This window comes from Saccharothrix hoggarensis, from assembly GCF_052936025.1.
The window spans coordinates 6,260,360-6,279,690 of the sequence record NZ_CP193624.1; the positions used below are offsets into that span (position 1 = coordinate 6,260,360).

Here is a 19,331-nt window from a genome sequence, read left to right on the forward strand (position 1 = left end):
GGCTCCGATCAGCGCGGAGTCGCCCGTTCTGGGGAACAATGCTGATCGTGAGCACGGAAAACACTCCCGAGCAGCCCGCGCCGAAACGACGGACGAGGACGCCGCGGGCGACGCCCGCTGCGAGCACCCCCCGCCGTCGCCCGCGCCCGGCGGTCCGGCGCGGCGGCGCGCGTGCGGGCACGTCGCCGGCGCAGCAACCGGCCGACGCGCCGCCCCGCTCGTTCCCGAGCTCACCGCCCGCGGCCACGGCCACCGAGGCGCAGGCCGACCTGCCCGACGACCGGTACTTCAACCGGGAACTGTCCTGGTTGGACTTCAACGCCCGGGTGCTCGCGCTGGCCGAGGACGCCTCGCAGCCGCTGCTGGAGCGGGCGAAGTTCCTGGCCATCTTCGCCTCGAACCTGGACGAGTTCTACATGGTGCGGGTCGCGGGCCTGAAGCGCCGCGACGAGACGGGGCTGTCGGTGCGCAGCGCGGACGGGCTCACCCCGCGCGAGCAGCTGTCGAACATCTCCAAGCGCACCCAGGAGCTGGTCGAGCAGCACGCCAGGGCGTTCCTCGACCACATCCAGCCGGAGCTGGAGAAGCACGCGATCAGCATCGTCAACTGGGCGCAGTTGACCGACTTCGAGAAGTTGCGGCTGTCGAACTACTTCACCGACCAGGTGTTCCCGGTGCTCACGCCGCTGGCCGTCGACGCCGCGCACCCGTTCCCCTACATCTCGGGCCTGTCGCTGAACCTCGCCGTGACGGTGCGCGACCCGGAGGGCGGCGCGGAGCGGTTCGCCCGCATCAAGGTGCCGGACAACGTGCCGCGCCTGGTCCGCGTGGAGAGCGACCGGACCAGCCCGACGGCGACGTTCCTGCCGTTGGAGGAGCTGATCGCGGCGCACCTGGGCGAGCTGTTCGCGGGCATGCAGGTCATCGAGTGCCACGCGTTCCGGGTCACCCGCAACGCCGACCTGGAGGTCGAGGAGGACCAGGACGAGGACCTGCTCAAGTCGCTGGAGCGGGAGCTGGCGCGGCGCCGGTTCGGCCCGCCGGTGCGGCTGGAGATCGCCGACGACATGACCGAGCACATGCTGGAACGGCTGCTGCGGGAGCTGGAGGTCGACCCGCACGACGTCGTCCAGGTGCCCGGCCTGCTGGACCTGTCGTGCCTGTGGCAGCTCTACAGCGTGGACCGCAAGCAGCTCAAGGACGCGCCGTTCGTGCCCGCGACGCACTCGGCGTTCGGGGAGCGGGAGACGCCGAAGAGCATCTTCGCCACGCTGCGCGAGGGTGACGTGCTCGTGCACCACCCGTACGACTCGTTCTCCACGTCCGTGCAGCGGTTCATCGAGCAGGCGGCGGCCGACCCGCGCGTCCTCGCCATCAAGCAGACGCTGTACCGCACCTCGGGTGACTCCCCGATCGTGGACGCGCTGATCGACGCGGCCGAGGCGGGCAAGCAGGTCGTGGCGCTGGTGGAGATCAAGGCGCGGTTCGACGAGCAGGCGAACATCAAGTGGGCGCGCCAGCTGGAGAAGGCGGGCGTGCACGTCGTCTACGGCCTGATGGGGTTGAAGACGCACTGCAAGACGTCGCTGGTGGTGCGCCAGGAGGGCTCGCGCATCCAGCGGTACTGCCACATCGGCACCGGCAACTACAACCCGAAGACGGCCCGCCTGTACGAGGACATCGGCATCCTGACCGCCGAGCCGACCATCGGCGCGGACCTCACCGACCTGTTCAACGTGCTGACCGGGTACGCCCGGCAGGACCACTACCGCAGCCTCCTGGTCGCGCCGTACGGCGTGCGGCGCGGCATCGTGGAGCGCATCGAGCGGGAGATCGAGCACGCTCGGGCGGGCAACCCCGCCGGTGTGCGCATCAAGGTGAACTCGCTGGTGGACGAGCAGGTCATCGACTCGCTCTACCGGGCGTCGCAGGCCGGTGTGCAGGTGGACGTGGTCGTGCGCGGGGTGTGCGCGCTGAAGCCGGGCATCAAGGGGCTCTCGGAGAACATCCACGTGCGGTCGATCCTGGGCCGGTTCCTGGAGCACTCGCGGGTGTTCCACTTCGTCGGGTGCGGCGAGCACTGGATCGGCAGCGCCGACATGATGCACCGCAACCTCGACCGCCGGGTGGAGGTGCAGGTGCGCGTGACGGACCCGAAGCTCACCGCCCAGCTGGACGCCATGATGGACTCGGCGCTGGAGCCCACCACGCGGTGCTGGGTGCTGCGGCCCGACGGGGAGTGGGAGGCGTCCCCGGCGGACGGCACGCGCGTGCGCGACCACCAGACCGAGATGCTGCGCGCCCACCGCGCGCTGGGGTGACGTCGGTGATCCGGGCAGCGGGCGCCGTGCTGTGGCGCGATGGTTCCGTGGCGGTCGTGCACCGGCCGCGTTACGACGACTGGTCCCTGCCGAAGGGCAAGGTGGACCCCGGTGAGACGGTGCCCGCCGCGGCCGTGCGGGAGGTGCTGGAGGAGACCGGTCACCGCGTGGTGCTGGGCCGGTACCTGTGCCAGGTGTCGTACCGGGCTTTCGGCAAGCCGAAGGTCGTGGACTACTTCAGCGCCAAGGCCGTCGCGGGGACGTTCGTCCCGAACGACGAGGTGGACGAGCTGCGCTGGGTGCCGTTCGCGGACGCCCCCGCGCTCGTCACGCGGGACGAGGACCGGTCGGTGCTGGCGGCGTTCGCGGCCGCTCCCCCGGATTCGGCCACGCTGTTGCTGGTGCGGCACGCGAAGGCGGGCAAGCGGGACAACTGGCCGGGTGACGACAACCTGCGGCCGTTGAGCTCCGCGGGCTGGCGGCAGGCGGCGGGCCTGCGCGCGATGCTGCCGCTGTGGGGGCCGTCGCGGGTGCACTCCGCGCCTCGCGTGCGGTGCGTGGAGACCGTTCAGGGCGTCGCGGAGGACCTGGGCGTGGGCGTGCTGCTGGAGCCGCGGCTGTCGGAGGAGGGCTACTGGCCGGACCGGGAGGCCGGGCTGGTGCGGCTGCTGGAGATCGCCGACGGGGCGGGCACGCCCGTCGTGTGCAGCCAGGGCGGCGTGATCCCGGACGTCGTGTCCACCCTCGCCGACCTGGGCGGGCTGTCCCTGCCGGCCGCCCAGGCGAAGAAGGGCAGCGCCTGGCTGCTGGCGTTCCGGCGCCCCGAGCCGGGGTGGTCCACTTCGGACTCCCACACGTCCTGGCCGCGCCTGGTCTCGGCCCACTACTTCCCCACCTCGCTGCCCGTCCCGACGCCCTGACCACCCGCGTCACGTGCCCGGACAGCGCTCAGGGCCCGGTGCGCGTCCGCATCGGGCCCTGAGCGTGGTGTTGCGCCTGGCCGGTGATCACCCGGCCGGGTTTCACTTCTTCTTGGCTGCCGGGGCCTTCTTCGCCGCGGGCTTGGCGGCGGCCGGGGTGGCCTTCGCCGTCGTCGTCGCCTTGGCCGCCGTGGCCTTCGCCGGGGCGGCCTTCTTGGCCGCCGCGGGCTTCGCCGCGGTGGTCGCCTTCGCCGCGGTCGTCTTCGCGGCGGTGGCCTTGGTCGCGGCGCTCTTGGCGGGCGCGGCCTTGGTGGCGGTGGCGGCGGGCTTCGCAGCCGCGGCGGTCCGGCGGGTCGCCGGGGCCTTCGTGGCTGCCGCGGCGGTGCGCGTGGCGGTGCCGGTGCTCCGCGTCGCACGAGCCGTGGTGGCGCGCGCGGTGGTGGCGCGGGTCGCCGGGGCCTTCGTCGCGGCGGCCGGCTTGGCGGCGCCCGCGGCCGCGGGCTTCGCGGCCGTCACGCGGGGCAGCTTCTTCGTGCCGCTGATGACGTCCTTGAACGTCGAACCCGCGCGGAACGCGGGAACGTTGGTCTTCTTGACCTTCACGGTCTCACCGGTGCGGGGGTTGCGAGCGGTGCGGGCCGCGCGGGCACGCTTCTCGAAGACACCGAAGCCGGTGATGTTGACCTTCTCGCCCTTGTGGACGCTGCGGACGATGACGTCGACGATGCCGTCGACAGCGGCAGCGGCGTTCTTCTTGTCGCCAAGGCGCTCGGCGAGCGCCTCGATGAGCTGGGCCTTGTTCACCTTCAGTCCCTCCCAGGACGCTCACGGCCCTAGTCGGGCCGACTGAATGCCCACGGTAAGCCCATATGCAAGGAAATACCAATCGCCACGCCAGATTTTCCGTTGTGGCGTGGGCAATTACGACCTGTCGAGGGACACCCCGGCGACCCCCGGAGGGTTCCGGGGGGTCGGATTCCCGCTGTTCGGAGGGGAATCCGACCCCTTCGGACTAGCTCAGGGGCAGCGGATCGGTGGTGGGCAACCAACCCGGCCTGCGCTGCTCGAACTCCCCGATCTCCTCGGCGTGCCGCAGGGTCAGGGCGATGTCGTCCAATCCCTCCAGCAGCCGCCAGCGGGTGTACTCGTCGATGGTGAAGGGCGCGGTGAAGTCCTTCGCCACAACGGTGTTCTTCGTCAGGTCGACGGTGACCTCGGTGCCCGGCTCGTTCTCCAGGAGCTTCCACAGCAATTCGACATCGGACTGCTCGCACTGGGCCGCCACGAGGCCCTGCTTGCCCGAGTTGCCCCGGAAGATGTCGGCGAACCGGGACGAGATGACCACCCGGAAGCCGTAATCCATGAGCGCCCAGACGGCGTGCTCGCGGGACGACCCGGTGCCGAAGTCCGGCCCGGCGACCAGCACGCTGCCCGCGCGGAACGGTTCCTGGTTGAGCACGAACTGCTCGTCGCCGCGCCAGGCGGCGAACAGGCCGTCCTCGAAGCCCGTGCGGGTCACGCGCTTGAGGTAGACGGCCGGGATGATCTGGTCGGTGTCCACGTTGGACCTGCGCAGCGGAACGCCGACCCCGGTGTGCGTGGTGAACGCTTCCATGTTCGTAGAACTCCCTCAGACCAGGTCGGCGGGCGACGACAGCGTGCCCCGCACGGCGGTGGCGGCGGCCACGAGTGGCGAGACGAGGTGGGTGCGGCCACCCTTGCCCTGCCTGCCCTCGAAGTTTCGGTTGGAGGTCGACGCGCTGCGCTCGCCCGGCTTGAGCTGGTCCGGGTTCATGCCCAGGCACATCGAGCAGCCGGCCTGGCGCCACTCGGCGCCCGCCGCCAGGAACACCTCGTGCAGTCCCTCGGACTCGGCCTGCGCGCGCACCCGCATGGAGCCGGGGACGACGAGCATCCGGACGCCGTCGGCGACCTTGTGGCCGCGCAGGACGTCCGCCGCGGCGCGCAGGTCCTCGATGCGGCCGTTGGTGCACGAGCCGAGGAACACCGTGTCGACGCGGATGTCGCGCAGCGGGGTGCCCGCCTCCAGCCCCATGTACGTCAGGGCCTTCTGGGCGGCCACGCGCTCGTTCTCGTCGACGATGGCCTCGGGGTCGGGCACGCTGGCGCTCAGCGGCAGGCCCTGGCCGGGGTTCGTGCCCCAGGTGACGAACGGCGTGAGCTCGTCGGCGTCGAGGCGCACCTCGGCGTCGAACTCGGCGTCGTCGTCGGTGCGGAGCGTCTTCCAGTACTCCACGGCCGCGTCCCAGTCCGCGCCGGACGGCGCGTGCGGGCGGCCCTCGATGTAGTCGAACGTGGTCTGGTCCGGCGCGATCATCCCCGCGCGGGCGCCCGCCTCGATGGACATGTTGCACACGGTCATGCGCGCTTCCATCGACAGCGCCTCGATCGCGCGGCCCCGGTACTCCAGGACGTAGCCCTGGCCGCCGCCGGTGCCGATCTTCGCGATGACCGCGAGGATGATGTCCTTGGCCGTGACGCCGGGCTTCAGCTCGCCGTCCACGGTGATGGCCATCGTCTTGAACGGCCGCAGCGGCAGCGTCTGGGTGGCCATCACGTGCTCCACCTCGGACGTGCCGATGCCGAACGCGAGGGCGCCGAACGCGCCGTGCGTGGACGTGTGGCTGTCACCGCAGACGACCGTCATGCCGGGCTGGGTCAGGCCGAGCTGCGGCCCGACGACGTGCACGATGCCCTGCTCGGCATCTCCCATGGGGTGCAGCCGCACGCCGAACTCCGCGCAGTTCTTGCGCAGCGTCTCGACCTGGGTGCGCGACACGGGGTCGGCGATGGGCAACTCGATGTCCACGGTCGGGACGTTGTGGTCCTCGGTGGCGATCGTGAGGTCCGGTCGGCGGATGGGCCGACCGGCCAGGCGCAGGCCGTCGAACGCCTGCGGGCTGGTCACTTCGTGCAGCAGGTGGAGGTCGATGTAGAGCAGGTCCGGCTCCGCGCCACTGCCGTGGCGCACGACGTGTGCTTCCCACACCTTCTCCGCGAGCGTGCGGCTCATCGCAACTCTCCCAAGATCTGGACAGTCGATAGATCTGGACTTCCCAGACAGTGGGAAGTTAGTATCGGCTTGTGGGACAGCATAGCGGGATCGGCGTGCTGGACAAGGCAGTGGCTGTCTTGAACGCCGTCGCAAAGGATCCGTGTGGGCTCGCCGAGTTGTGCAATCGGACGGGCTTGCCGAGGGCTACCGCGCACCGGTTGGCGGTCGGGCTCGAGGTGCACCGGTTGTTGCGACGGGGTTCGGACGGGCGCTGGCGTCCAGGCGCGGCACTGGCGGAGTTGGCGGGCGGGGCCACCGACCCGCTGCTCGACGCGGCGTCCTCGGTGTTGCCGAGGTTGCGCGACATCACGGGCGAGAGCGTCCAGTTGTACCGGCGGGACGGGATGCAGCGGATCTGCGTGTCCTCCGCCGAACCCCCGAGTGGTTTGCGCGACACCGTGCCGATCGGCGCGCGATTGCCGATGACGGCCGGCTCGGGCGCGAAAGTGCTCGCGGCATGGGCCGATCCCGGAACCCAGCGTTCCGTTCTGGCCGACGCCGTGTACGGCGAGCGCACATTGTTGGAAGTGCGCCGCCGCGGTTGGGCGCAATCCGTGGCGGAACGCGAACCGGGAGTGGCGAGCGTTTCCGCACCGGTCCGCGACAGCACGGGCTCGGTAGTGGCCGCGGTCTCCGTTTCGGGCCCCATCGACCGCATGGGCCGCCGTCCGGGCGCCAGGTGGGCCGCGGACCTCCTGGCCGCCGCAGAAGCCCTGCAAACGCGCCTCTGACCGCCACACGGGTGGCCACCGTCATTCCGCCACCCCGCCCCGCCACCCCTGGGCACCCGACAACCCACCGCAAGCTGGTGGCCCACCGCGAGCCACGCCCGCATGGGCCACCAGCAAGCCGCAGCAGCACTGACACGCTGGTCAGCCGGGTCGGACCACGTGCCAGCCGGCCCCAGCCGAAGTTCGCCGCAGGCGAACCAGGCAGTCACCCAAGCACGTCAATGGCACCCGCCGAGTCCTCAACCGGACCGTCGCAGACACGGCGCACAGCGCCGATGGGGGTGCCGGGGGCGAAGCCCCTGCCGGGAGTGCAGGGGGCGGAGCCCGCCTGCCCGGGGTCCGGGGGTCGGACCCCCGGTGTAAATGCGAAAGATCCCCGTTTCGCGTAAGCGAAACGGGGATCTCCCGGGTCTGTAGCCCCGATGGGATTCGAACCCACGCTACCGCCTTGAGAGGGCGGCGTCCTAGGCCGCTAGACGACGGGGCCGAGAACTTGCTTTGTGTATTCAGTTTATCATCTTGTCTTGCTGTCCTGCGTCGGGCGGTAGCTTATCACACTGTCTTTCCTACCGCCCAGCTGGGGTACCAGGACTCGAACCTAGACTAACTGAACCAGAATCAGTCGTGCTGCCAATTACACCATACCCCATTGGTTTCCCGATCAACTTACCTCATCGTCCAGGCGCTTGTCCTGGGCTTTGGGGGCTGTCCGTTCCGCCGGGAGGAATACTAGACCACGGCCCCGGCGGAACGGAAATCGGGGTCACGCGGAGGCGGCCGACAGCTCGCAGACGAGGAGTTCGGGCAGCTCAGCGAGGCTGCTGATGGCGGAGATGCCGGCGGGCAGCGCGCCCTCGCGCGGGCCCTGGCGGTTCAGCCACACGCCCTTCATGCCGGCGTCGCGCGCGCCGATGGCGTCGGCGTGGAGGCGGTCGCCCACGTGCACCGTGTCGCACAGGTCGACGCCGAGGTCCGCGCAGGCGGTGTCGAAGATCACCCGGTCCGGTTTCGCGGCGCCGACCTCGCCCGCGATGAGCACCGTGTCGAAGTACTGGGCGAGCCCGAGGGTCGCGATCTTCACCCGTTGGTGGCGCCCTGAGGCGTTGCTCACGGCGGCGATGGGCAGGCCGGTGGCCCGCAGCCACTCCAGGCACGGGACGACGTCGGGGAACAGCCGCCAGCCGGCCGCGAGGACTTCCTGCCGGTGCAGTTCCCGGCGGGTCGCCTCCTCCTGGTCCAACTCCTCGCCGAGCGCGGCGAAGAACGCCCGGGTGCGGATGTTCCGCATCGACTCGTACTCGAGCTCGCCGGCGAGGAGGCGTTCGCAGTGCTCGTCCGTGATGCGCTGCCACAGCGGCCAGGCGTCGGCGCTGCCGACCATCGCGGCCAGGGCGGCCCGGGACGAGGTGCTGTAGTCGACGAGGGTGTCGTCGACGTCGAGGCACACGGCCCGGATCTCGCCGGTTCTCCGAGGGGTGGAAGTCGGGGCTGCGGTTGTCACCCCGTGAGGCTAGGTGCGGTCACCCCTCGTCCGACTCGACCAGAGAGGTGATATCTCGTGGTTCTTGCACGGTCAAGCACCGCTTGACCGCCCGAACGCACCAGTCAGATTGCCCCGAGCGCGCGACGCAATCGCCCGATCGAGCGACTTTGGCCCACCAGTTCCATGGATTCGTAGAGCGGAGGCGAGACGGTACGGCCCGTCACGGCAACCCGCACCGGCGCGTAGGCCTTGCGCGGCTTCAGGCCCATTCCGTCCACAAGGGACGCTTTCAGCGCCTCTTCGATGGCCGTCGCAGTCCACTCCGGAAGGGATTCGAGGGCGGCGATGGACGCCTCCAGCACGGGCCGGGCGTCCTCGCCCAGCGCCTTGGCGGCGGAGTCCTCCTCGGGCGCGAAGTCCTCCTCCGCGACGAACAGGAACCGGACCATCCCGGACGCCTCGGACAGCACCACCAGGCGCTCCTGCACCAGCGGCGCCACGCCGGACAGCAGGGCCAGCTGCTCCTCGGTCGGCTCGGGCGGCAGCACGTCGTCCTTGACCAGGTACGGCACCACGCGGCTGACGAAGTCCTCGACGGGCAGGGCGCGCAGGTGGGTGGCGTTGATGGCCTCGGCCTTCTTCAGGTCGAAGCGGGCCGGGTTCGCGCTCACCTTGTCGAGCTCGAACGCCTCGACCAGTTCGGACACCGTGAAGATGTCGCGGTCGTCCGCGATGGACCAGCCGAGCAGCGCCAGGTAGTTCAGCAGCCCCTCGGGCACGAAGCCGCGGTCCCGGTACAGGAACAGGTTCGACTGCGGGTCGCGCTTGGAGAGCTTCTTGTTGCCCTCGCCCATCACGTACGGCAGGTGGCCGAACTCGGGCGTGAACGTGGTCACGCCGATCCGCGTCAACGCCTGGTACAGCGCGATCTGGCGGGGCGTCGACGGCAGGAGGTCCTCGCCGCGCAGCACGTGCGTGATGCCCATCAGGGCGTCGTCGACGGGGTTCACGAACGGGTACAGCGGGTCGCCGTTGGCGCGCACCAGCACCGGGTCGGGCGTGCTGCCCGCCTTGAACGTGATCTCGCCGCGCACGAGGTCGACCCAGGTGATGTCCTCGTCGGGCATCTTCAGCCGCAGCACGGGTTCGCGGCCCTCGGCGCGGAACGCGGCGCGCTGCTCGTCGGTCAGGCCGCGGTCGAAGCCGTCGTAGCCGAGCTTCGGGTCCTGGCCGGCGGCCTTGCGGCGCGCCTCGATCTCCTCGGCCGTGGAGAACGACTCGTACAGCTCACCGGCCTCGAACAGGCGCTTGGCGATGTCCACGTACAGGTCGCGCCGCTGGCTCTGCCGGTACGGCGCGTGCGGGCCGCCGACCTCCGGGCCCTCGTCCCAGTCCAGACCGAGCCACCGCATGGCCTCGATCAGCGACAGGTACGACTCCTCGGAGTCGCGGGCCGCGTCCGTGTCCTCGATCCGGAAGACCACGGCTCCGCCGGTGTGGCGGGCGTACGCCCAGTTGAAGAGGGCGGTGCGGATGAGGCCCACGTGGGGGGTGCCGGTCGGCGACGGGCAGAACCGGACGCGGACCGCCGCGCCGGTTCCTCCTGGGGTGGCTGCTGATGCGCTCATGACCCGATCAGCGTATCCGCCTTGACCTGGGCCCCGCTCAGGAGCATGCTGAACTTATTCAACTCACGTTGAAAAGAGGGGGATGGTCATGGAGAGGACCGGAGTCGTGGTCGTCGGCGGCGGACCGGCGGGCATGGTGTGCGGGTTGCTGCTGGCGCGCGCCGGGGTCGAGGTGACGGTGCTGGAGAAGCACGGCGACTTCCTGCGCGACTTCCGCGGCGACACGGTGCACGCGTCCACGCTGACGTTGCTGGACGAGCTGGGCCTCGGCCCGTCGTTCGCCGAGGTGCCGCACCAGCTGGTCGAGCGGATGCGGGTCCAGCTGGACAGCGGGCCGCAGACGGTGGCCGACCTGTCCCGCCTGCCCGGCCCGCACAAGCACATCGCGTTCGTGCCGCAGTGGGACTTCCTCGACCTGCTGGCCGACGCGGGCCGGCGCGAGGACGCGTTCCACCTGCGGATGGACACCGAGGTGACCGGCCTGACGCGCGCGGGCGGACGGGTCACCGGCGTGCGCTACCGCACGGCGTCCGGGGAGACCGGGGAGCTGGGCGCGGACCTCGTGGTCGCGGCCGACGGGCGGCACTCGCTGGTGCGGGAGCAGTCCGGGCTGCCGGTGCGGGCGTTCGGCGCGCCGATGGACGTGTGGTGGTTCCGGTTGCCGCGCCGCGCGGACGAGGAGTCGGGCGGGCTCGCCCGGTTCGGCCGGGGCAGCGGGGTGGTGCTGATCAACCGCGGTGACTACTTCCAGGCCGCGTTCCTGATCCGCAAGGGCACCGACCGGCTGCTGCGCGAGGAGGGCGTCGCGGCGTTCCGGCAGCGGGTGACGGCGCTCCTGCCGTGGCTGGAGGAGAAGGTGGCGGCCGTCGAGTCGCTGGACGACGTGAAGCTGCTGGACGTGAAGCTGGACCGGTTGCGGCGCTGGCACGGCGACGGCGTGCTGTGCATCGGTGACGCGGCGCACGCCATGTCGCCCATCGGCGGGGTCGGCATCAACCTGGCCGTGCAGGACGCGGTGGCGGCGGCGCGGATCGTGGCCGGCCCGCTGCGGCGCGGTGAGCTGGACCAGGCGGTGCTCGCGAAGGTGCGGCGCCGGCGGTGGTTCCCGACCGCGGTGACCCAGGCGTTCCAGCGGCGCATCCAGGACTCGTTCCTGAAGGGGACGCTGGAGGGCACGTCGAGCGCCGCCCGGGGCCGGGTGCCGTTCGCGATCCGGCTGCTCCGGCGGTTCCCCGTGCTCCAGGCGGTGCCCGCCTACCTCGTGGGCATCGGGCTGCGGCCGGAGCACGCGCCTCGGTTCGCGCGGCGCGCGCCGGAGCGGATCGAACGGGCCTGAACGCGGCCCGGGGCGACTCCCCGCGACGGGGAGCCGCCCCGGAGACGGGCGCGCGGTCGTCCCGCGTCAGCGGTGGGAGACCGGGTTGGTGAGCGTGCCGAGGCCCTCGACGGTCACCGAGACGGTCTGCCCGGCGGTCAGCGGGCCGACGCCGGCGGGCGTGCCGGTGAGGATCACGTCCAGCGGGCGCAGGGTCATCACCGCGGAGATGTACTCGATCAGCTCGGGGATGTCGTGCAGCAGCAGCGAGGTCCGCGAGTCCTGCTTCACCACGCCGTCCACCTCGGTGCGGATGGCGACGTCCGACGGGTCGAACTCGGTCTCCACCCACGGCCCGAGCGGGCAGAACGTGTCGAAGCCCTTGGCGCGGGTCCACTGGCCGTCGGCCTTCTGGAGGTCGCGGGCGGTGACGTCGTTGGCGATCGTGTAGCCGAGGATCGACTGGCGGGCGCGGGACGCGGGGATGTCCCGGCCGCCGACGCCGATCACCACGGCCAGCTCGCCCTCGAAGTCCACCCGCTCGGACGCGGCGGGCAGCTTGATGTCCGCGTTGGGCCCGATCACGGTGGTGTTGGGCTTCAGGAACATCAACGGGTTCTCGGGCGCCTCGCTGCCCATCTCGGCGGCGTGCTCGGCGTAGTTGCGGCCGATCGCGACGATCTTGGGCGGCAGGAACGGCGCGAGCAGGCGCACGTCGGCCAGCGGCCAGCGGCGACCGGTGAAGGTCGGGTTGGCGAAGGGCTCGTCGGCGATCTCGACGGCGGTCAGGTCGTCGCCTTCGCCCTCGATCGCGGCGAAAGCGAGGCCATTCGGTTGGGCGATACGGGCAATGCGCACGGAGATCACCCTAACCGGCGGCTTGAAACCCCACCGTTCGTCCCTAGCGTCGAAGGGATGCGAACCCTGCTGATCGTCCTCACCCTGCTGGTCGCCACGGCGACCCCGGCGACCGCGGCGACCCCGCTGGAAGCCGGCACGATCCTGACCACGTCCACCGGCGCGCGCTGCGTGAACGGCTTCAACGTGCGCGGCCACCTCCTGATCGCGACCACGTGCGGCCCGGTCGGCACGACCGTCCGCGGGCCCGGCGGCGTCGACATCGGGCCCGTCACCGCCGTCCGGCAGACCTACGCGGTCGTCCGGATCACCAACACGGCCGCGTGGGTCCAGCGCCCCACCGTCGCCGGGACCGGCGTCAGCGTCACCGGCTCGCTGGAGACGCCGGTCGGCGGCCAGGTGTGCATGGCGGGCCGCACCACCGGGTTGCGGTGCGGCACCGTGCTGGCCAAGAACGTCACCGTGCACTACCCGGACGGAATCGTCTACGGGCTGACCCGGACGAACCTGTGCGTGGAACCCGGCGACCAGTGGTCGGCCGTCTTCACCGGGTCCCAGGCGCAGGGGCACGTGCTGGGCGCGAGCGGCAACTGCTCGTCCGGCGGCACGTCGTTCTTCCTGCCCGTCAACCGCATCCTGGCGGCCGAGGGGTTCACCCTCGTGACCGCGTGACGCGGGCCGCCTTGTGCACCAGCGCGTCGCACAGGGCGAGCCAGCTGGCCTCGACGATGTTGCCGTGCACGCCCACGGTGGTCCACTCGCGCTCGCCGTCGGTGGACTCCACGAGCACGCGGGTGACGGCGTCGGTGCCGTGCTCGGCCGAGTCGTGGGAGCCGGGGAGGATGCGGACCTTGTAGTCGTTCAGCTCCACCGCGTCCAGCCAGGACAGGTGGGGCAGCAGGGCCTTCCGCAGCGCGGCGTCCAGCGCGTGGACGGGGCCGTTGCCCTCGGCGGTGGCGATGACCCGCTCACCCGCCACGTGCACCTTCACGGTGGCCTCGGACACGATCTTGCCGTCCCGGTGGTGGTCGAGCACGACCCGGTACGACTCGAGCACGAAGGGTGGCTCGTCCAGTTCGGACAGCTCCTCCTTCAGGAGCAGCTCCAGGGAGGCGTCGGCGGCCTCGAAGGACCAGCCGCCCGCCTCCAGCTCCTTGACCTTGCGCACCACGTTGGTGAGCGCGTCGGGCCGGCGGGTCAGGTCGATCCCGAACTCACGTCCCTTGAGTTCGAGACTGGCCCGACCCGCCATCTCCGTGACCAGCACCCGCATGTCGTTGCCGACGGTGTCCGGATCGATGTGGTTGTACAGCTCCGGATCAACCTTGATCGCGCTCGCGTGCAGCCCCGCCTTGTGGGCGAAGGCCGACGACCCGACGTAGGCCTGGTGGGTGTCGGGTGCGATGTTCGCGATCTCGGCCAGCGCATGGGAGACCCGGGTCAGCTCGGCCAGCGACTCGGTGGGTAGCACCGGCAGGCCGAGCTTGGTCACGAGGTTCCCGACGACGGCGAAGAGGTCGGCGTTGCCGGCCCGCTCGCCGTAGCCGTTCGCGGTGCACTGGACGTGGGTCGCCCCCGCCTGCACCGCGGCGATGGTGTTGGCCACCGCGCAGGACGTGTCGTCCTGGCAGTGGATGCCGACCCGGAAGCCCGTGCGGGCGACCACGTCGGCGACGGTCTCGGCCAGGCCCAGGGGCAGCTGGCCGCCGTTGGTGTCGCACAGCACGACGACGTCCGCGCCACCCTCCACAGCGGACTCCAGCACGCGCAGCGCGGTGTCCGGGTCGAAGGCGAAGCCGTCGAAGAAGTGCTCGGCGTCGAGGAAGACCCGGCGGCCCTCGTCCACCAGGTACCGGACGGTGTCGCGGACCATGGCGCAGTTCTCGGCGACGTCCGTGCGCAGGGCCCGTTCGATGTGCCTGCGGTCCGACTTGGCGACCAGCGTCACGACCGGCGTCTGGGCCGCCAGCAGGGCCCTGACCTGCGCGTCCTCCTGCACCTTGACCCCGGCCTTGCGGGTGGAACCGAACGCGACGAGCTGCGCGTGCTTGAGCGTCAGCTCCCCCGCCGCGGCCCGGGCGAAGAACTCCGTGTCCTTCGGCATCGCGCCCGGCCAGCCCCCCTCGATGAAGCCCACGCCGAGCGAGTCGAGCAGCCGCGCGACGGCCAGCTTGTCGTTGACCGAGTAGGAGATGCCCTCGCGCTGGGCACCGTCCCGCAGGGTCGTGTCGAAGACGTGGAATGAATCGCCGAGGGGGGTCACGAGAGGGCTCCTAGAGATCCGGGAAAACAAAAAGACCCCCCGCAGGATGCGAGAGGTCAGCGCGTCGGGTGCTTCGAGGGAGCACTACCCGACGCGCTCAGAAATAATGATCACGGTGTGGAGAGCCACGTCGCCGATGGTGCCACAACCCGTCCGCGGATACCAAGCCACGGACGGGTTGTCCCACATGGTGGGTGACGGCTAGCGGTGGCTCTCCTCGGCGCCGACCGTCCTGTGCGACCGCCGTTCCCGATCTCTCAGCCCTCGGCGAGGAACCTGGCGAACGCCTCGATGGCGGCCGGGTTGCGCGGGCCCTCCACGAGGGCCGCGTACGGCAGCACGAAGAACCGCTTCTCCTTGATCGCGGCCACGTCCGCCAGCGGCCCGTACGACTCCAGGAACGCGCGCTTCTCGGCCGGGGTGGTCGCGTCGCCGTCCGCGTAGTCGTTGATCAGGACCACCTCGGGGTCGCGGGCGACGACGGCCTCCCAGCCGACCGTGGTCCAGCTGTCGTCGAGGTCGCCGAAGATGTTCTCGCCGCCGGCCTTGCCGATGATGTCGTGCGGCGCGGCGTTGCGGCCGGACGTGAACGGCTGGTCGAGCCCGCTGTCGTAGAGGAACACCTTCGGGCGGTGGCCCGTGACCAGCTTCTCGGCGTCCGCGACCTGCTTCCGGTAGCCCTCGACCAGCTCCTCGGCCTTCCGCTCCACGCCGAAGATGCGGCCCAGGTTGCGCAGGTCGGTGTAGAGCGCGTCGAGCGGGGGCATGATGCCGCGCTGCCTGCCCACGCCGTTCCGGCACGCCTCGGTGAGCTGGTAGGTGGCGACGCCGAGCTCCGCGAGCGAGTCCGGGGTGAAGCCGGTGCTCTCCGAGAACCCGTAGTTCCAGCCCGCGAACACGAGGTCGGCCCGCGCGCCCTGCACGAGTTCCTTGGTGATCTGCTCGCCGAGCTTCGGCACGCGCTCGAAGTCCGCCCGCCACGGCGACGAGGCCACGTCGCCGGCCTGCCCGGGTCCGATCACGTACCCCGCCATCCGGTCGGCCAGGCCCAGCGCGAACATCAGCTCGGTGATGCCGGTGTCGTTGGTGACCACGCGGGACGGCGCCGCGTACGACACCTGCCGCCCGCAGTTCGTGACGGTCGCGGTGGGCGTGGCCGTGACCGGCTCGATCCGGGCTCCGCAGCCCGCCGTGAGCAGGACCAGGGTGAACGCGACGAGCCTTCTCACGGACCGACCTCCATCGGGTTGACGGCTGGGTGTTCGAACAGCAGTTGGGGGACGCCGCTGGTGGGGTGGCGCACGACGTGGGCGCGGACGTGGAACACCTCGCGCAGGACGTCGGGCGTGAGCACGTCCTCCGGCGTGCCGCTGCGCACCACCCGGCCCCGGTCGAGGACGTGCAGCCGGTCGCAGTAGGCGGCGGCGAGGTTCAGGTCGTGCAGGACCGCGAGGACCGTGACGCCGAGGCCGCGGACCAGCGCCAGCACCGCGAGCTGGTGGCTGATGTCGAGGTGGTTGGTGGGTTCGTCGAGGACGAGCACCCGCGGCTCCTGCGCCAGGGCGCGGGCGATCAGGACGCGTTGCCGCTCGCCGCCGGACAGGCTGAGGAAGCTGCGGTCGGCGAGGTGGGCGGCGTCCACTCGGGACAGTGCGCCGGCCACCACCGCCGCGTCGCGCTCGGGCGTGGCGCGGTGCGGCAGCCGTCCCATCGCGACCACCTCGGTGACCGTGAAGTCGAACTCGACGTGGCTGTCCTGGGTGAGCGCGGCCAGGTGCCGCGCGGTGTCGCGGACCTTGGTCGCGGCGACGTCCCGGCCGTCGAGGCGGACCACTCCCCCGGACGGCGCCAGCGCCCGGTAGACGCACCGCAGGGTGGTCGACTTGCCGCTGCCGTTGGGGCCGACGATGCCGTGCACCTCGCCCGCCGGGGCGTGCAGGTCGATGCCGCCCAGGATGCCGTCCACGGTGACGCCGTCGAGTCGGACGTCCATCAGCGACCGCCGAACACGTAGCCGCGGCGGCGCATCAGCAGGATGAAGCACGGCACGCCCAGGGCGGCCGTGATCACACCGAGGGGCAGCTCTTCCGGTGCGGCGAGCAGGCGTGCCGCGACGTCCACCCAGATGAGGAAGCACGCGCCCGCCAACGGCGCCACGGCGAGCACCTTGCGGTGGTCCGCGCCGACGGTGAGGCGCACCAGGTGCGGCAGCATGAGGCCGACGAACCCGACCGCGCCGCTGACCGCCACCAGGACGCCCGTCATGGCGGCCGTGACCAGGAACAACGCCGTCCGGGTGCGGAGGACGTCGATGCCGAGCGTGGTCGCGGTCTCGTCGCCCATCGAGAGCGCGTTGAGGTGCTTGGCGCGGCTCCGGAGGTAGGCGGTGCCGGCGGCCACCACCACCGCCGCGATCGGCAGGGACGCCCACGTGACGCCGCCCAGGCTGCCCAGCAGCCAGAACATCGCGGCGCGCGCCGCCTCGCCGCGCGGTGACTGGAACACCAGGAGCATGGCGATGGCCGAGAAGCCGTACGCCATGGCCGTGCCGGTGAGGACCAGGCGCAGCGGGGTGAGGTTGCGGCCCGCGACCAGGTAGACGAGGGCCATCGCGGCGAGGGCGGCCAGGAACGCGGCCGTGGACAGGGCGTAGATGCCGAGGGAGGCGAACAGGCCGGTGGTCGCGACGGCGGTGGCGCCGACGCTCGCGCCGGAGGAGATGCCGAGGACGTACGGGTCGGCGAGGGCGTTGCGGACCATCGCCTGGATCGCGACGCCGACCACCGACAGGCCCGCGCCGACGACGGCGGCGAGCAGGACGCGCGGCAGGCGGATGTCCCAGACGATCCGGTAGGGGCCCGCGTCGGCGGCGTCCACGGGGCCCTGGGTGAGGGCGGCGTGGAGGAAGCGGAGGACGTCGCGGAACGGGATGCCCACCGGTCCCAGCGCCACGCCGCAGAGGATCGAGCCGGCGAGCACGGCCGTGAGGGCGAGGCACAGGCCCGCGGTGGCGGGGCGGCGTGGGGTGGGCGGACGCGCGGTGGTGTGGCCGGCGGTGGTGTGGCCGGCGGTGGCGTGCCCGGCAGCGGTGTGGCCGGCGGTGGCGTGGCCCTCAGCGGCGTGCCCGGCGGTGGTCTGACCGGCGGGAACGTCGTGCGACGGCCCGCTCGGGGCGGCTGGGCTCGGCGCGGGGGCGTTCGGCGGCGCCTGGCCCGGCGTGGTGGGGGTCGGTGTGGGTGGCGGGGTGCCGTCGGTCGCGGGCCGACTGCTGGGTGGGGTCACCGGGCGCCTTTCGGGCAGGTGGCCTCGACCGGTCGGCCGGCTCCGCTCGTGGCAGGCCCGGCGCACCCGTCCCGCAGACCACGGCAGGAGTGGAGCGACTTCCCACCGCCCACGGGTGATCGGGCTCGCCGAGCGTCGCGCTCGGCCTACCGTTGCGGGTCAGCGCCGGAATTCGACCGGACTTCCCCCACGGGCGGCAACGGCGACCCTACGGCCCCGGACACGACCAGGGCCACCACGAACTCGTCGCGGTGGCCCTGATCACGTGCTCTCGGCGTCGAACGCCCGCCGTCAGGCGGTCCTGACGTTCGACGACACCAGCGCGGCCAGGCGGTCGCCCACCGCGTAGGTCGCGCCCGGCGACGAGTGGTCGCGGGTGGCCAGGTCGAACGCCACCGACGCCTCGATCCGGCGCGCCGCCTCCGACTCGCCCAGGTGGTCGAGCATCAGCGCGACCGACAGCACCGCGGCGGTCGGGTCGGCGATGCCCTGGCCCGCGATGTCCGGCGCGCTGCCGTGCACCGGCTCGAACATGCTCGGGTTGCGCCGGGTCACGTCGAGGTTCCCGGACGCCGCGAGACCGATGCCACCGGTCACCGCCGCCGCCAGGTCGGTCAGGATGTCGCCGAACAGGTTGTCCGTCACGATCACGTCGTACCGGCCCGGGTCGGTCACCAGGTGGATCGTCGCCGCGTCCACGTGCTGGTAGGCCACCGTCACGTCGGGGTGCTGCAGCGACACCTCCTCCACCACCCGCGACCACAACGACCCGGCGTGCGTGAGCACGTTGGTCTTGTGCACGAGCGTGAGGTGCTTGCGCGGCCGGTTCGCGGCGCGCGCGAACGCGTCGCGCACCACCCGCTCCACCCCGAACGAGGTGTTGATGGACACCTCGGTCGCGATCTCGTGCGGCGTGTCCTTCCGCAAGAGCCCGCCGTTGCCGGCGTACAGGCCCTCCGTGCCCTCGCGCACCACCACCATGTCGATCTCCGGCGGGTCGGCGATCGGGCTGCGCACGCCGGGGTACAGCCGGGCCGGGCGCAGGTTCACGTGGTGGTCGAGCTCGAACCGGAGCCGGAGCAGCAGACCGCGCTCCAGGATTCCGCTGGGCACCGACGGGTCGCCCACGGCGCCGAGCAGGATCGCGTCGTGCTGGCGGAGTTCCCCGAGCACGGACTCCGGCAGCAACTCACCTGTGGCGTGCCAGCGCGCCGCGCCGAGGTCGTAGCGGGTGATCTCAGCCGCGGGAACGACCTCACCGAGAACCTTCAGGGCCTCGGCGACGACCTCGGGCCCGATCCCGTCTCCTGGGATCACTGCGAGCCGCATCCACACACCTCCCAGGTATCAGTCCCATTGCGCGGGACTAGTTTCCATTGCGAAAGGCTACCGGTCCCACGGCGTGAAACCGCACTCGGAACACCCCTCCGTGGCCATATCTCCCGGACTGCGGG

General features: G+C 71.5%; 16 protein-coding genes and 2 tRNA genes. 5 read left to right on the plus strand and 13 right to left on the minus strand.

The features are described from left to right. Nucleotides 1-38: 38 nt before the first annotated feature. Entirely contained in the window at nt 39-2,321 is a 2,283-nt protein-coding gene (locus ACRAKH_RS28295; protein WP_447009403.1) for an RNA degradosome polyphosphate kinase, read from the plus strand. Beyond that, nucleotides 2,318-3,241: an NUDIX hydrolase gene (locus ACRAKH_RS28300; protein WP_380730311.1), complete on the plus strand. Its 924-nt coding sequence runs from the start codon at nt 2,318-2,320 to the stop codon at nt 3,239-3,241. Before ACRAKH_RS28295 ends, ACRAKH_RS28300 begins: the two co-directional genes overlap by 4 nt. A gap of 102 nt (nt 3,242-3,343) precedes the next feature. Here ACRAKH_RS28300 and ACRAKH_RS28305 read toward each other — a convergent pair whose 3' ends face one another. The 3 genes from ACRAKH_RS28305 to leuC all read right to left on the minus strand — a co-directional run bounded on the left by ACRAKH_RS28305 (nt 3,344) and on the right by leuC (nt 6,275). Next, complete coding sequence (locus ACRAKH_RS28305) at nt 3,344-4,045, minus strand: HU family DNA-binding protein (RefSeq protein WP_447009404.1); 702 nt, start codon at nt 4,043-4,045, stop codon at nt 3,344-3,346. A gap of 208 nt (nt 4,046-4,253) precedes the next feature. Further along, complete coding sequence (leuD, locus tag ACRAKH_RS28310; protein ID WP_380727400.1) at nt 4,254-4,856, minus strand: 3-isopropylmalate dehydratase small subunit; 603 nt, start codon at nt 4,854-4,856, stop codon at nt 4,254-4,256. Nucleotides 4,857-4,871: 15 nt separating this feature from the next. Continuing rightward, nucleotides 4,872-6,275, minus strand: a complete 1,404-nt coding sequence (leuC, locus tag ACRAKH_RS28315; protein ID WP_380727398.1) for a 3-isopropylmalate dehydratase large subunit — start codon at nt 6,273-6,275, stop codon at nt 4,872-4,874. Between the two features lie 71 nt (nt 6,276-6,346). Here leuC and ACRAKH_RS28320 point away from each other — a divergent pair, with 71 nt between their 5' ends. Beyond that, the gene (locus tag ACRAKH_RS28320; RefSeq protein ID WP_162470707.1) at nt 6,347-7,048 is read left to right on the plus strand and encodes an IclR family transcriptional regulator; all 702 of its coding nucleotides are present in this window, start codon (nt 6,347-6,349) and stop codon (nt 7,046-7,048) included. Between the two features lie 414 nt (nt 7,049-7,462). On the opposite strand, the gene ACRAKH_RS28325 is transcribed toward ACRAKH_RS28320, so the two are convergent. The 4 genes from ACRAKH_RS28325 to gltX form a co-directional block, all read right to left on the minus strand. Further along, nucleotides 7,463-7,535, minus strand: a tRNA-Glu gene (locus ACRAKH_RS28325). 90 nt (nt 7,536-7,625) lie between these two features. After that, nucleotides 7,626-7,697 (minus strand) — tRNA-Gln (locus ACRAKH_RS28330). A 114-nt stretch (nt 7,698-7,811) separates the two neighbouring features. Further along, nucleotides 7,812-8,549: an HAD family hydrolase gene (locus ACRAKH_RS28335; RefSeq protein ID WP_380727396.1), complete on the minus strand. Its 738-nt coding sequence runs from the start codon at nt 8,547-8,549 to the stop codon at nt 7,812-7,814. Between the two features lie 104 nt (nt 8,550-8,653). Further along, the gene (gene gltX / locus ACRAKH_RS28340; RefSeq protein ID WP_380727394.1) at nt 8,654-10,159 is read right to left on the minus strand and encodes a glutamate--tRNA ligase; all 1,506 of its coding nucleotides are present in this window, start codon (nt 10,157-10,159) and stop codon (nt 8,654-8,656) included. Nucleotides 10,160-10,247: 88 nt separating this feature from the next. On the opposite strand from gltX, the gene ACRAKH_RS28345 reads away from it, so the two are divergent. Next, complete coding sequence (locus ACRAKH_RS28345; protein WP_380727392.1) at nt 10,248-11,495, plus strand: FAD-dependent oxidoreductase; 1,248 nt, start codon at nt 10,248-10,250, stop codon at nt 11,493-11,495. Nucleotides 11,496-11,561: 66 nt separating this feature from the next. Here the strand turns inward: ACRAKH_RS28345 and ACRAKH_RS28350 are convergent, their stop codons facing one another. Next, nucleotides 11,562-12,332 (minus strand): fumarylacetoacetate hydrolase family protein, encoded by a 771-nt coding sequence (locus ACRAKH_RS28350; protein ID WP_380727390.1) that lies wholly within the window; start codon nt 12,330-12,332, stop codon nt 11,562-11,564. A gap of 57 nt (nt 12,333-12,389) precedes the next feature. Here ACRAKH_RS28350 and ACRAKH_RS28355 point away from each other — a divergent pair, with 57 nt between their 5' ends. Next, the gene (locus tag ACRAKH_RS28355) at nt 12,390-13,004 is read left to right on the plus strand and encodes a S1 family peptidase (protein WP_380727388.1); all 615 of its coding nucleotides are present in this window, start codon (nt 12,390-12,392) and stop codon (nt 13,002-13,004) included. Here the strand turns inward: ACRAKH_RS28355 and cimA are convergent. The 5 genes from cimA to ACRAKH_RS28380 form a co-directional block, all read right to left on the minus strand. After that, a complete protein-coding gene (gene cimA, locus ACRAKH_RS28360) occupies nt 12,985-14,595 on the minus strand; it encodes a citramalate synthase (protein ID WP_380727386.1) in 1,611 nt (536 codons plus the stop codon). The two genes, ACRAKH_RS28355 and cimA, sit on opposite strands and share 20 nt — an antisense overlap. Nucleotides 14,596-14,852: 257 nt before the next feature. After that, nucleotides 14,853-15,824 carry an ABC transporter substrate-binding protein gene (locus ACRAKH_RS28365; protein WP_380727384.1) on the minus strand — a complete coding sequence of 324 codons (972 nt, stop codon included), beginning with the start codon at nt 15,822-15,824 and terminating at the stop codon, nt 14,853-14,855. Beyond that, the gene (locus ACRAKH_RS28370) at nt 15,821-16,588 is read right to left on the minus strand and encodes a heme ABC transporter ATP-binding protein (RefSeq protein WP_380727382.1); all 768 of its coding nucleotides are present in this window, start codon (nt 16,586-16,588) and stop codon (nt 15,821-15,823) included. The genes ACRAKH_RS28365 and ACRAKH_RS28370 overlap by 4 nt, the downstream gene beginning before the upstream one ends. Then, nucleotides 16,588-17,595 carry a FecCD family ABC transporter permease gene (locus ACRAKH_RS28375; RefSeq protein WP_380727404.1) on the minus strand — a complete coding sequence of 336 codons (1,008 nt, stop codon included), beginning with the start codon at nt 17,593-17,595 and terminating at the stop codon, nt 16,588-16,590. The genes ACRAKH_RS28370 and ACRAKH_RS28375 overlap by 1 nt, the downstream gene beginning before the upstream one ends. Before the next feature lie 573 nt (nt 17,596-18,168). Further along, nucleotides 18,169-19,206: a 3-isopropylmalate dehydrogenase gene (locus tag ACRAKH_RS28380; RefSeq protein ID WP_073891631.1), complete on the minus strand. Its 1,038-nt coding sequence runs from the start codon at nt 19,204-19,206 to the stop codon at nt 18,169-18,171. Nucleotides 19,207-19,331 lie beyond the last annotated feature (125 nt).

Bases quoted from the DNA above. Each gene is read 5' to 3' on its own strand.
- ACRAKH_RS28295 (WP_447009403.1), top strand. From the start codon at position 39: ATGCTGATCGTGAGCACGGAAAACACTCCCGAGCAGCCCGCGCCGAAA.
- leuD (WP_380727400.1), bottom strand. From the start codon at position 4,856: ATGGAAGCGTTCACCACGCACACCGGGGTCGGCGTTCCGCTGCGCAGG.
- leuC (WP_380727398.1), bottom strand. From the start codon at position 6,275: ATGAGCCGCACGCTCGCGGAGAAGGTGTGGGAAGCACACGTCGTGCGC.
- gltX (WP_380727394.1), bottom strand. From the start codon at position 10,159: ATGAGCGCATCAGCAGCCACCCCAGGAGGAACCGGCGCGGCGGTCCGC.
- ACRAKH_RS28345 (WP_380727392.1), top strand. From the start codon at position 10,248: ATGGAGAGGACCGGAGTCGTGGTCGTCGGCGGCGGACCGGCGGGCATG.
- ACRAKH_RS28355 (WP_380727388.1), top strand. From the start codon at position 12,390: ATGCGAACCCTGCTGATCGTCCTCACCCTGCTGGTCGCCACGGCGACC.
- ACRAKH_RS28370 (WP_380727382.1), bottom strand. From the start codon at position 16,588: ATGGACGTCCGACTCGACGGCGTCACCGTGGACGGCATCCTGGGCGGC.
- ACRAKH_RS28380 (WP_073891631.1), bottom strand. From the start codon at position 19,206: ATGCGGCTCGCAGTGATCCCAGGAGACGGGATCGGGCCCGAGGTCGTC.